The sequence below is a fragment of the Pontibacter liquoris genome (assembly GCF_022758235.1).
In the GTDB taxonomy this organism is placed as follows: Bacteria; Bacteroidota; Bacteroidia; order Cytophagales; family Hymenobacteraceae; genus Pontibacter; species Pontibacter liquoris.
Genome location: NZ_JALEBG010000002.1, coordinates 610,894 through 623,113 on the forward strand (window position 1 = coordinate 610,894; position 12,220 = coordinate 623,113).

Sequence of the window (12,220 nt, forward strand, 5' to 3'; positions counted from 1 at the left end):
GCTTTGCCGGGTTATACTTCAAGTGTTCAGCCTTCTAATATAAACTCAGGTGGTCTGCTCTTTCGTATGCCGCTCCCCTCCTATACCAGCTCCAGCAGTACGGGACAGTGGTCGGAGTGTTTGGCTTCCGTAAGTATAGCCGAGCGTTTGAGCCTGTCTTTCAGGTTTTCGGTGGCCATGTTATAATCAATACGCCAGCCCAGGTTTTTAGTGCGTGCGCCGGCCCGGTAACTCCACCAGGTATAGTTGTGCGGCTCGGCATTGAAGTGCCGGAACGAATCGATAAAGCCACTGCCCACAAACTGACACATCCAGTTGCGCTCTTCCGGCAAAAAACCAGAGCTTTTGGCGTTTGACTTCGGGTTATGGATGTCGATAGGATGATGGCAGATATTGTAATCCCCGCTGATCACCAGCCCCGGCAACGTGTGCCTGAGGTCCTGCACATACCCATGGAAATCATCGAGCCACTGCATTTTAAAGCGCTGGCGCAGATCGCCGCTGGAGCCCGAAGGCATGTAGACGCTCATCACCGAAAAATCGGCGTAGTCGGCGCGTAGCACGCGGCCTTCCACATCGTAGCATTCCATACCGCAACCGGTTTCTACGTGCCTGGGTTTTTCTTTGCTCAGGATGGCCACGCCGCTGTAGCCTTTTTTAACCGCCGGATGCAGGTATACGTGATAGCCCATGTCCTCGAACAGCACTTTATCAAATTTTGCTTCTTCAGCTTTGATCTCCTGCAGGCAGAGCACATCCGGGTTAGCGGCTTTCAGCCAGTCGGTAAAGCCTTTGGTAACAGCGGCACGGATGCCGTTCACGTTGTAGGTAATAATTTTCATGGGTAAATTTTGCGGCAAACGTATCAGGTAGCACGATTTTTCTTCTTATCCGAATCCTGGGTAAGAAATAAGAGTGATGACACAAGTATGAACCCGAGAACCGTGTACTTTTTCATAAGCTTATACTTTCAGGTTATATTTTGTTTAAAGTCGTGCTGCGAAATACGCGCTGCGATTTATACTTGGTCAGCCTGTTTAAAATATTCGATGATGTGCCACTTGAGCATGTTTTCCTGCTCGCGGAGGTTGGCAAACGGTATGGTTTTAACCGCCGTATAGTGTGGCCAGCCTTCTTCATCCAGCCCGTTGTAAGTATAATAGCCCGACAGGCTGAATACTTTGCAGGTGGCAATGTGCATCAGGTCCTGCTTTTCTTCTTTGGTAAACTCCCGGATGCCCCTGCCGAGTTCCTGTATGCCGATCAGAAAAAGGATGGCGTTCAGGTCCGGCTTTTTGCCAAACTGCTTCATGAGGGCAGCCCGCAGCTGGGTCCAGTTATGATCCAGGTTATCGGAATCTAAATCCATTTGATAGTTGGTTGGTGAATGTTAATTGTTGATCGTTGGTTGTTAATTGCTTTTCACGGCATGTAGGTTACATATGGCCTTCCTCAAATCAACAATTAACAACCAACAATCAATTTACTCGGCGCTTCCGCGGGCCTTTAGCTCTTCCCAGTATTCCACGGCACGGCGGAAGTGCGGGATCACAATAGAACCACCCACCAGGTTAGCAATGGAAAATACTTCCATGATCTGCTCGTCGGTTAAACCCTCTTCGTAGCATTTGCCCACGTGGTATTTGATGCAGTCGTCGCAGCGCAGCACCATAGAGGCCACCAGCCCCAGCATTTCCTTTGTTTTCACATCCAGGGCACCTTCCATGTAAGTGTTGGTATCCAGGTTAAAGAAACGCTTGATCACTTTATTATCATATGACATGATGCGCTCGTTCATGCGCGTGCGGTAGTCATTAAATTCTTCTACTAAGCTCATTGTTATGGGATGTGTGCTTGTTACGCTTTAAAAAATATACGTATAAAGTTACGCGAAATTAACCAATATACCTTAAACCTGCTTCGCTGCCCAATGTTCGAAGACCTGCTTACACTGCTGTTTCCGGAAAGCTGTTATGCCTGCAATGGGGCCATGGCCCGCGGCGAGCGGTATATCTGCACCTCCTGCAATGTAAAGCTGCCTTATACCAATTTTCATGTGCACGGCGCCACGGAGCTCAACCCGCTGCAGCGCCGGTTCTGGGGCAAGGTGCCCGTGCGGTTTGCATTCGCATACTTCTATTTTATACCTAAGGGGCGCGTGCAGCGGCTTTTGCACAAGCTAAAGTATAAAGGCGCGCAGGACCTGGGCGAGCACCTGGGGCAGCGTTACGGCACCCTCCTCTCCGACTACCACTACCAACAGCAGTTTGATTTGATCGTGCCGGTGCCGCTGCACAAGTATAAACTGCGCCGCCGCGGCTACAATCAATCCGATGCCTTTGCCAAGGGCTTAGCCAGTGCTATGCAGCTGGCGTGGAGCAGCAAAGTGTTAGTGCGTTTAGTTGATACGGCTACACAAACAAAGAAGAATCGCCTGGACCGCTGGGAGAACGTGGAACAGGTGTTTGGGGTAGCCCAGCCCGAGCAGGTACAGGGCAAGCGCATACTAGTGGTGGACGATGTGATGACCACCGGCGCAACGCTGGAAGCCTGTGCCGTAGAGCTGCTCAAAGCCGGCGCTACGGAGGTTAGCGTCGTCGCGATTGCGGCGGCATAAGGAGGTGTGTAGGTAGCGATTAGAAGCTTTATGCAATAGGGATATTCCTGTTATGCAGTTTACAGGTGCAACAAAGCTGATCGAAGCTAAACCAAGGGGTATGTATTCTAAAACTACTTTTGCATAAAGGTGCTGTTGTCGACCGTTATTTCACCTTCCTGCTTGCTGCTTACTGCATTTCGTTCACCAACTCCTTCAAATAGTCAAGGTGCCGGCCCACCTTCCTTTGTTTAATTTTTCTATTAAGAATGTATTGTAAGAGTAGAATTCCGGCATAGGCGCTGATCCTAACCATAAGCGGAAGGGAATGCCATTTGTCAAGCATGCGATAATGCTGAAAATAAGGCAGTACTTCGATTAATGCAATGAAAAAGAGCAACGTACATCTTAGAGCCACTATTTCCAGCTTCGCCCTTTTTTCAAGTAAGTTAATCTGATGCTCCAAATTGGTTCTTACCATGCCATCCATCACTTCCATCTTACTTGCAATACGATAATTATAGTAGGCAAAAATTATCATGCCTATACAGAAGGCCACATAACTCCAGAACAGGACACTGGTAAATACCTTATGCACATCCTGCAAGTTGGCCATTAGAAGCAGAAATGGAAGAAAAGCCATTAGTACGATTCGTTTCCTGAATGCCCTTTTCAATGCAGCTACAGGTCCGTAGCTTTTATGCTGTATGATTTCCATAATATCTTTGTTTATAGTGTTTCTTGCAGGAGTCTGTTGCCATATGTGTTTCAGATCATCAAGTTCCATAATCAATCGTTTTAGTCAACTGGCGTAATTTATCTTTGATGCGATTCATCTTCACCCGCAAAGTTCCCTGGCTGATACCAAGTATGGCTTCCATTTCCTCATAGGAGCGATCTTCTAAGTATAACATGACAATGGCTTTTTCCACTTGGCTCAATTGCTCAATGGCTTTATAGAGTTGTTGCGACTTTTCTTCTTCTATTTGACTAGATGCATCCTCAGTAAGGTGGAGCGGTAAATCGGAGGGCTTATACGAAGTAATAAAATCCTTTTTCTTCCGGAGTCCGCTAATAGCTGTATTGATAGCTACTCTATAGAGCCATGTACTGAATTTAGCATCACCTTTAAACTTTGGGTAAGCTTTCCAAAGCTGTATGACAATATCTTGAAACAAGTCCTGGCGGTCAGCATCAGTATAAGCATAGATGCGGCATACTTTGTGCAGCAGTAGCTTATGTTCGCTAATCTGCTTTTCAAACTGCTTTTCTGCTTCCTGCTTGTACAATGCTCTTACCTTTTATACTATTTGTCGCAAATCGGAATGGTTTGTTACAAGTCGGGAAAAATAATCTTGCTTTAACGTTTAATATGGCAGGCACTATTCATTAAATGCCGCTGTACACAGGCATGGCTTATACAACACACCACTACTCCCATCCAAATCAATAAACTGCCCGAAGCATAACACCGCTTTGTACGCCTTCAGGTCATCCAGAAGTGCCCGAAGCAAAACGCATTTGCGCTCAGGAAAGCCTTGTAAAAACAGCAACCCAAGCATTAGGAGGTAAATCAGAAAGACAGGGGGTAGAAAATAGCACAAGTATGATGCTGGAAGTATAGTATGGCAGCGCTGTAGCCTAAGTATAAAGTATAAAAACAAAAAGGCCCGGAATCTCTTCCGGGCCTTTGCTATAGCTAAAAGCTAAATACTTATTTGTTGGAGCCAGCGTTGATCATGGCGCAGCGGAAACCGATGGTGGCGGTGGCAGAGTCCTGAGCCATGAAGCGGCGTGTGCCTGGCGATAACCAGTAGGCCACATCTTTCCAGGAGCCTCCTTTATATACACGCACCTCGTCGTTTACAAGCGAGTGGAATCCTTCGCTGGAGTCATAGTTCTCTTTCTCATCCAGCATACCATCGCGGCGGAACGGGTTCAGGTCTTCTACGTCCTGGTAAGAAAGCGGGCGGTACAGGTCCTGCACCCACTCGTTTACGTTACCGGCCATGTTGTAGAGGCCATAGTCGTTTGGCGGGTAGCTGTAGATATAATCCGTGATCATGGCACCATCGTTCAAGGCACCGGCAATACCAGCGTAGTCACCACGGCCACGCTTAAAGTTAGCCATAAACTTACCCATCTGCTTGCCATATGGGTTACGTACCTGGTGGCCATCCCAAGGGTAAAGTCTTCTGTTGTTCTGGTTTTCGTCGTCCGTATACTGCGTACCGATCAGGGCTTGTGCGGCATACTCCCACTCGGCCTCTGTTGGGAGACGATAGTTCGGCAACACATAACCAGACTCGATAGAAGGTTTGTTTGCCTCGCCGCCTTCGCTGCTGCCACCTTTCTTTCTGCCGAACAGGCCGCGCTTACCGCCGCCTCCGCCAGCTTCCTGGGCCAGGTTTTCGTTTACTTTGGCTGTACGCCAGATGCAATAATCGTTAGCCTGCAGCCAGCTTACGCCCACAACCGGGAAAAAGCGGAAGCCAGGGTAACGCAGGTAATAGGTTACGTAAGGGTCGTTAAAGGAGAGTTGGGTAGACCACACCGTGGTATCCGGCAAAGCGGCCTGGTATACTTCCGGCAACGAGTCGGCCTTCAGGTAGTGCAGGTACTCCAGCCAGTGGATGTTAGCCACTTCAGTTTCATCCATATAGAAAGAGGCAACTGTAACCGTACGCTCAATGTTGTCGCGGGTCATGGCCACATCTTCTTCCATGGAGCCAAGTGTGGTGCGGCCGCCTTCAATGAACACCAATCCCGGGCCTTGCGGAAACTGGGCATAATCGGCTACCTGAAATGATTTCTCATCTTCATTATAAGCAATACCAGTGGCCGAGCTCACATTGCCCGGGTTTGTGCTGGTAGGTTGCCCTCCTTTATTACAGGCAGTCAGGCAAAGTCCACCCAAAACCGCAGCCGTCAGATACTTAATAAATTTCATAAAATAGCACCCAATTTAGATAAGGTTCTTGTAACGTAATTTAATGTGCAATTATAATTAAAATTAGAATGCCGGACAAACAATGTTCCTGTTATATTTGCTTCCTAAGCGGCTTCTAAACAAATTGTTAAGGTTGAGTCGTTCAAAAGTAAGTGAAATTTCATTGGCACCTCCCGCCTGTTTGCTAAAGCCCTGTAAGCCAACGTCATGGCTGAAGCCAATCTTAAACTGTTCCAGCTGCAGTCCTGCTATTACGCCAAGTACCTGATCTTGGTTGGCCTTACCGGCCAGCGGCACACCTTTGTATACTAATCCTAACGAAAGCGGCGTGAAGATAGTGTATAACCCAATGGCAGCACGACTAAAATTTTGTTGCTTTAAGTAAGAAACAGTTGGAGAAAAGCTTAACTCAAACTGCCGGCCCTGGGTTTCATAGCTGCGGGCATAAAATTTATACCCCACATTAGCCGTTAACCGGACAGGCAATTTTGTGTTTTGTCCAAAGCCGTAAGCAGGTTTGTTCAGGTTGGCCGCTGTTACGCCCACCCAGAACTGATCGGTAAAAGCCAAACCGCCGAGGGCAAAACTTACGTAATGTGCGGGGCTGAAGTTGTTCGCTTCGGCCGAGGTAACCGCCACCATGCCGTTATCAGCCAGCTGGTCGCCAAACACCAGGTTGTCATAGTTCACCCGCAGCGAGGTAATGCTCGCTTGCAGGCCGGCGGCCATGTCCCAGTTATCTGTCAGGCGGGTGTGGTAGGCATAGGCAAGGGCCGCCTGTAGTTTCTGCAAACCGCCAATACCGGCTTTGTCCTGCTGCAGCAGGGCTGAAAAGGCACTTTTCTGGTCGGGCAGCCGGTAGTCGCCGGCAAGCTGATTGGTAATAAAAGCGCCGTTCAACGCCGGCCACTGGTTGCGGTGTGCTGCCGTTATGCTCCAGCTGTGGTTTAGCCCGGCAAAGGCAGGGTTATCGTATAAGCGGTTGGCGTACTGTTGCGTAAACGTTGCCTCCTGTGCAAAGCCCGACAGGCTTGCAAGGCAACAGATACAGCATAAAACCAGGGCCTTGAGGTGCATACGAATACGGGTGTTAGTTTTGCGGAGCAGTAAAAGAGCGGCTTATGCAGCCCTACAGAAAAGCCAGTATAGGCAACCTTGTACTGCTGCGCTGATAAAACGTTGGCACGGTTTTTTTAGCACAGGCTTCTGGGTTATAGTTAGTTTAGTTTACGCATGGTTTTTGCCCTACCCGCTATACGGCCGCTTTTAAAGGATGAGGCTGTAAAGCGTAACCTGTTCCGGCAGGCAGCGGAATGCCAGCAGCCGGACAAAATTATCTGAAAAAATGAAGTATACTTGCTTATCAGGAAGTAGCCCTGGCAAGAATACGCATACTTATATATTCAAAGGAAACTCCAAACCTGTTCTATGAAGAAAGTAGTAATTGGCTTTTTTATCTTTCTGGCGCTGCTCTTTGCAGCGGCGGCCCTGGTGCCCCTTCTGTTCAAAGATAAAATTAAACAAGCCCTCGACAAAGAGATCGCAAAGAATATAAATGCGCAGGTGCTCTATCAGACCGATGATGTGAGCGTTTCGCTGTTTCGCCATTTCCCGAACCTGTCGCTGAACGTGGAAAACCTGGCGGTGATCGGCAAAGACTCGTTCCAGACGGACACTTTGGCCCAGGTACCGGCCTTTAACATGGGCCTGGATCTGGCAAGTGTGATCAGCGGCGATGAGTTGAAGGTGAATTCCATTACCCTCGACGAGCCCGTGATACGGCTGGTAGTGCTCAAGAGCGGCAAAGCCAACTGGGATATCTTTATCTCCGATACTGCGGCCACTACCCCTGCCGATACGGCTGCCTCCGACTTTAAAATGGCTATTAAGAAGTGGGAAATAAACAACGGTACGCTCTTTTATGATGATCTGAGCATTCCCTTCGGTATGGTGGGCCACCACGTGAACCACAGCGGCAGCGGCGATTTTGAAAAGAACGTGTTTGATATGGTGTCGAAGACCACCGCCGATCAGGTGACCATCACCTATGCCGGCGTCAACTATGTGGAAAATGCCCGGCTGAACGCGGACGTGACCATGGCCATGGACCTGGACAAGTCGCTTTATACCTTTAAAGACAACAACATCCGCCTCAACGAGCTGCCCTTTACCTTTAACGGTTCCATCCTGATGCCGCACGACGACATTGACCTGGACCTGGCCTTTAAAGCTACCGAGGCAGACTTTAAAAACGTGCTATCGGTGGTGCCGGGCATGTATACCGACAAGTTCAACGACATCAAGACTTCGGGCAAGCTCAGCTTCGACGGCTACATCAAAGGGCGCTACAACGAAACCTCGATGCCGGGCTTTGGCACCTCGCTGGTAATCGCAGATGGCATGTTCAAGTACCCCGACCTGCCTGAGGCGGCGCGCAACATTAACGTAAATATGCGCATCGATAACAAGGACGGCAACGTAGACAACACCGTGATCGACGTGCGCCAGCTGCACCTGGACCTGGGCAAGAACCCGGTAGATGCCAAGGTGCTGGTAGAAGGCCTGAAACCCATGAAGGTAAACGGCAACGTGAAGGCCAATGTAGACCTGGCCGAGCTGACCAAAGTATACCCGGTGGAAGGCATGACGCTGCGCGGCCTGCTGAAAGTGGATGCCGATGCCAAAGGCGTGTACAGCGAAAAGAGCATGCCGGTGATCGACGCCGACCTGAACCTGACCAACGGCTATGTGAAGTCTAAGGATTTCCCGGCCCCGATCCAGGGCCTGAACATGGTGACCAACGTCCGCAATACCACGGGCAACACGGACGATACCCGCATCAATGTGGAGCGGTTTAACATGAGCCTGGACGGCGAGCCGCTGGAAGGCCGCGTGCTGGTGCAGGGCATCGACAAGCCGGCTTTTGATGCCCGCATCAAAGGTATACTTGACCTGACGAAGCTGACCAAGATCTTCCCGCAGGAAGGTATGACGGTGTCCGGGCGCATCAATGCCGACGTTGCCGCCAAAGGAAAGCTCAGCGACATTGAAGCTGAGAAGTATAACAACGTTACAGCTAACGGTACAATGGCCATCAGCAACCTGCATTTTGTCAGCACCGATCTGCCGCAGGGTATAAAGATCACCAAGGCGGATGCCGTATTCAACAACGAGCGCATCAACCTGCAGAACATGAGCGGCTACCTGGGCAAAAGCGACATACAGGCCAGCGGCACGCTTTCTAATTACCTGGGCTATGCCTTGGAAGATAACCAGAACCTGCGCGGCAACTTTACGATCAATTCTAACCGCTTCGACGTGAACGAGTGGATGGTAGACGAGCAGGGGGAGCCTACCGACAAACAGGAAGCAGGCGTGGTGGAAGTGCCGGCCAACCTGGACGTAGCCCTGAATATGAATGCCAAACAGGTGCTGTATTCAGACTTTAAGCTAAACAATGTGGATGGCCGCGTGCTGGTAAAAGATAAGGTAGCGAAGCTGGAGCAGGTAACCTTTAACATGCTGGGGGCCTCTTTTGCGACCAGTGGCAGCTATAACACGCAAAACCTGTTGCACCCGCTCTTTGATATGAAGCTGGCCATCAAAGACCTCGATTTTAAACAGGCCTTCAATAATTTTAATACGATAAAGGCCCTAGCCCCTATTGCCGGCTTGCTGGAAGGCAAGTTTAATACCAGCTTTAACTTTGCCGGCGAGCTGGGCCAAGACATGGTACCGGTGTTCAGCACACTGGATGGCAGTGGGGTGATTGATGTGATCCGGGCGGCTCTGCGCGACGTGAAGATCGTGGATAAGATCAGCAGCCTGACCAACTTTGAGGAGCTGCGCAACTTTGTGGTGGAGAACAAAAAAATCGATGCTCAGATCGTGAACGGCAGCCTGGTGGTAAAGCCCTTCGACCTGAAAGTAGGCAATGTGGAAATGACAGTGGGCGGCGCCAACAACGTAAACGGCCAGATCGATTATACGACGGTGCTGAACCTGCCGGCCGGTAAAGTGGGCCGCGAGCTGAACACCCGTTTGACCAGTTTGCTGGGCAAAGAGCAGGTGCAGAACGCCGACCGCGTGAACGTAAAGCTCAACATTGGCGGCACGCTTGCAGCCCCAAAGGTAGGTCTGGCCGGCGGCTCTGTTAAAACGCAGGCAAAGGACCTGGTGAAGGAAGCTGTGCAGAACAAACTGGACAACGTGAAGCAACAGGCCCGCGACACGCTGCAGGCAGAGCTGACCAAAAGAAAAGCGGAAGCCGAGGAGAAAGCCCGCTTGGAACTGGAGAAAAAACGCACCGAAGCCGAAAAGCAGCTCAAGCAGAAAGCAGCCGACAAAGTAGGTGGTTTCCTGAAAGGCCTCTCCAAACCAGCTGCCAAACCCGACACGGCCAAAACAGGCAACTAAACCGCATCAACGTATAAGTTAACGTAAAGGCCGGCTGTTCAGAAGAACAGCCGGCCTTTATACTTTGGCGGGGTATTTCCCGCATAACCTGTTGCAGGGTGTACAATAAGAGGATGCAGTTTCGATTAATACTGTATATTCGTTATACTATATTATCCTCGCTGCATGAAACAACTTATACTCCCCTTCCTGTTTTGCCTCCTCTTTGCGCTGCTGCCCGGCCACACACTCTTCGCCCAGGACTGTGCCGGGCCGGCCATACCTGCTGCCGACAACGTAGAAACATGTGCCGGTTACTGGACCACACTCCTGGTAAAGCAGCCTGATGCCAGTCTTACCTATAGCTGGTATACTACAGCAACGGGTGGTATACCTTTGGCAAGCGGCGCGACTTATACGACACCAGAGCTCACGCAGACGGTTACCTTTTACGTGCAGGCCGAAAATGGCTGTGGCCCCAGTGAGCGGAAGGCTGTAAAAGTAACGGTGATATCTCCGGTGGCCAACAACAGCGTTGCCGGCGACCAGCAGGTATGCCCGGGGCAGGTGCCGCAACGTATAAGCGGTTCATTGCCAACCAGCGGTGGCGATGTGTATACCTATCTTTGGGTTAGCAGTACCGATGGGATCAATTTTAATGTTCCGGCAGCCGGCATCAATGATGCGCAGCACTATACCCCTGGAGTGTTATCACAGACCATGTGGTTCGAGCGGATTGTCTACGGCTCTTCCGCGTGCCAAAAGTCAATTAGCAACAGGGTTAAGATCACGGTAAGTGCAAGCATCACCAATAACACTGTCAGCGCCGACCAGACGGTTTGCAGCGGTACTGCTCCGGCAACGTTAGCGGGAGCTGCTCCTGCTGGCGGAGACGGCACTTATACTTATCAGTGGGAATCTAGCACCGATGGCACAAATTTCAGCCTCGTGCAGGGAGCCAGCACGAAGGATTTTACACCAGCTACCCAAACGGCCACAGCCTGGTACAGAAGAAAAGTACTTTCAGGCATGTGCGCCGAAAGTATAAGCAATACCATAAGTATAAGAGTCGGCACGCCCGCTACGCCGGTGGTAGAGAAAGCCGGGACGGCCTGTGCCGGAACCGTGATCACCCTGCGCATCCTGCAGCCGGTTGCCGGCCTTACCTACCAATGGTACCGTAATCTGGGGGCACTGCCTATTGCCGAGGGTGCTACTGTTACGACAACTGTACTGGCAACCGATTCTCTCTACAGTGTGCGGGCTGTTGGCGCCGGGGGCTGCACAAGTGACCGTGCTCATACCTGGATAACGGTCGTCCAACCAATTTCGGGCAACCAGATAGGCCAGCCGCAAACGATTTGCACCGGCGAGATCCCGCAAGCACTGGCAGGAGCCGTGCCGACGGGCGGCGGCGCAGAAATAACCTATCGCTGGGAGGTAAGCACCGACAGCCTGACTTATACTTCGGCGCCGGGCGCCAATGCCGCCCAAGCATATCATCCCGAAGCGCTTACCACCACGGCCTGGTTCCGGCGGTTAGCAACTGCCGGCACCTGCGCCGCCAACATCAGCGACCCGGTAAAAATAACCGTGGCCCCACTTCCGGCGCAACCCGCCATCACCCAGCAGGCAACAGAACTAACGGCCGGCGTAGTAGCAAGCCGGTATGAGTGGCTCCTGGACGGGGTGCTGCTGCCCAATGCAAGCACAGCCACCATTACAGTCCCGGCTTCGGGTACCTACCAGGTGAGGGCGCAGAGCGCGTCCGGCTGCTACTCCGGCTATTCCGAAGCATGGCCGGTTGTCCTTTTGCCCACCGGCATTGCCGAACCAGCCGGGGAAGCCGGTATTGTGGTGGCGCCAAATCCGTCGGCAGGCAAGGTACTGCTACACACGCAGCGGCCCTTTCGGCATGTGGTCATCTCCGTACAAAGTATGGCCGGCAAAGAGGTGCGCCGCTTTGAGCAGCAACAGCTGCAAGCCTGGCAGGAGCTTAACTTAACAGGTCTGGCCGACGGATTATACTTGCTTTACATTCAGGCAGATAGCCTGCGGGTAGTGCAAAAGCTGCAGCTCTCCCACTAAAAGAAAGTATAGCTATGGCTCAACAGGCCCTGCATCCAGCCATGGTTGCAGGGCCTGTTTTTTTAAATCCTTTCGGGCAACTTAAGCCATGCAATTTGCTCACTGTTAAATCGTTTACTAATTACCCCTTGTGAAAATTGTTAGCTACCGTGTAACCTTTTAAAGGAATTAGCAATAGAGGTAGTGGGTTA

General features: G+C 50.9%; 10 protein-coding genes. 3 read left to right on the forward strand and 7 right to left on the reverse strand.

Annotated elements, in window-relative coordinates:
* Positions 1–80: 80 nt before the first annotated feature.
* The 3 genes from LWL52_RS15950 to LWL52_RS15960 form a co-directional block, all read right to left on the reverse strand.
* Positions 81–842: an exodeoxyribonuclease III gene (locus tag LWL52_RS15950; protein WP_242921664.1), complete on the reverse strand. Its 762-nt coding sequence runs from the start codon at positions 840–842 to the stop codon at positions 81–83.
* A 176-nt stretch (positions 843–1,018) separates the two neighbouring features.
* A complete protein-coding gene (locus tag LWL52_RS15955) occupies positions 1,019–1,369 on the reverse strand; it encodes a hypothetical protein (protein WP_242921666.1) in 351 nt (116 codons plus the stop codon).
* Between the two features lie 114 nt (positions 1,370–1,483).
* On the reverse strand, positions 1,484–1,837 hold the full coding sequence (locus LWL52_RS15960) for a carboxymuconolactone decarboxylase family protein (RefSeq protein WP_242921668.1): 354 nt from the start codon (positions 1,835–1,837) through the stop codon (positions 1,484–1,486).
* Positions 1,838–1,930: 93 nt separating this feature from the next.
* On the opposite strand from LWL52_RS15960, the gene LWL52_RS15965 reads away from it, so the two are divergent.
* Complete coding sequence (locus tag LWL52_RS15965) at positions 1,931–2,617, forward strand: ComF family protein (RefSeq protein WP_242921670.1); 687 nt, start codon at positions 1,931–1,933, stop codon at positions 2,615–2,617.
* Between the two features lie 169 nt (positions 2,618–2,786).
* Here the strand turns inward: LWL52_RS15965 and LWL52_RS15970 are convergent, their stop codons facing one another.
* The 4 genes from LWL52_RS15970 to LWL52_RS15985 form a co-directional block, all read right to left on the reverse strand.
* Positions 2,787–3,383, reverse strand: coding sequence for a hypothetical protein (locus LWL52_RS15970; protein WP_242921672.1), 597 nt, complete (start codon positions 3,381–3,383; stop codon positions 2,787–2,789).
* The gene (locus LWL52_RS15975) at positions 3,373–3,885 is read right to left on the reverse strand and encodes an RNA polymerase sigma factor (RefSeq protein ID WP_242921674.1); all 513 of its coding nucleotides are present in this window, start codon (positions 3,883–3,885) and stop codon (positions 3,373–3,375) included. Before LWL52_RS15975 ends, LWL52_RS15970 begins: the two co-directional genes overlap by 11 nt.
* A gap of 425 nt (positions 3,886–4,310) precedes the next feature.
* A complete protein-coding gene (gldJ, locus tag LWL52_RS15980; protein ID WP_242921676.1) occupies positions 4,311–5,546 on the reverse strand; it encodes a gliding motility lipoprotein GldJ in 1,236 nt (411 codons plus the stop codon).
* 63 nt (positions 5,547–5,609) lie between these two features.
* Positions 5,610–6,623: a PorP/SprF family type IX secretion system membrane protein gene (locus LWL52_RS15985; protein ID WP_242921678.1), complete on the reverse strand. Its 1,014-nt coding sequence runs from the start codon at positions 6,621–6,623 to the stop codon at positions 5,610–5,612.
* A gap of 351 nt (positions 6,624–6,974) precedes the next feature.
* Between LWL52_RS15985 and LWL52_RS15990 the strand changes: the two genes are divergently transcribed.
* Together LWL52_RS15990 and LWL52_RS15995 are read left to right on the forward strand one after the other, a co-directional pair.
* Positions 6,975–9,962 (forward strand): AsmA-like C-terminal region-containing protein, encoded by a 2,988-nt coding sequence (locus LWL52_RS15990; RefSeq protein ID WP_242921680.1) that lies wholly within the window; start codon positions 6,975–6,977, stop codon positions 9,960–9,962.
* 165 nt (positions 9,963–10,127) lie between these two features.
* Positions 10,128–12,029 (forward strand): DUF8696 domain-containing protein, encoded by a 1,902-nt coding sequence (locus tag LWL52_RS15995; RefSeq protein WP_242921682.1) that lies wholly within the window; start codon positions 10,128–10,130, stop codon positions 12,027–12,029.
* The last annotated feature ends 191 nt before the right edge of the window (positions 12,030–12,220 follow it).

Excerpts from the sequence above, each read along its gene's own strand:
- LWL52_RS15995 (WP_242921682.1), top strand. The coding sequence starts at position 10,128 with ATGAAACAACTTATACTCCCCTTCCTGTTTTGCCTCCTCTTTGCGCTG.
- gldJ (WP_242921676.1), bottom strand. The coding sequence starts at position 5,546 with ATGAAATTTATTAAGTATCTGACGGCTGCGGTTTTGGGTGGACTTTGC.
- LWL52_RS15985 (WP_242921678.1), bottom strand. The coding sequence starts at position 6,623 with ATGCACCTCAAGGCCCTGGTTTTATGCTGTATCTGTTGCCTTGCAAGC.
- LWL52_RS15950 (WP_242921664.1), bottom strand. The coding sequence starts at position 842 with ATGAAAATTATTACCTACAACGTGAACGGCATCCGTGCCGCTGTTACC.
- LWL52_RS15960 (WP_242921668.1), bottom strand. The coding sequence starts at position 1,837 with ATGAGCTTAGTAGAAGAATTTAATGACTACCGCACGCGCATGAACGAG.
- LWL52_RS15955 (WP_242921666.1), bottom strand. The coding sequence starts at position 1,369 with ATGGATTTAGATTCCGATAACCTGGATCATAACTGGACCCAGCTGCGG.
- LWL52_RS15970 (WP_242921672.1), bottom strand. The coding sequence starts at position 3,383 with ATGGAACTTGATGATCTGAAACACATATGGCAACAGACTCCTGCAAGA.
- LWL52_RS15990 (WP_242921680.1), top strand. The coding sequence starts at position 6,975 with ATGAAGAAAGTAGTAATTGGCTTTTTTATCTTTCTGGCGCTGCTCTTT.
- LWL52_RS15965 (WP_242921670.1), top strand. The coding sequence starts at position 1,931 with ATGTTCGAAGACCTGCTTACACTGCTGTTTCCGGAAAGCTGTTATGCC.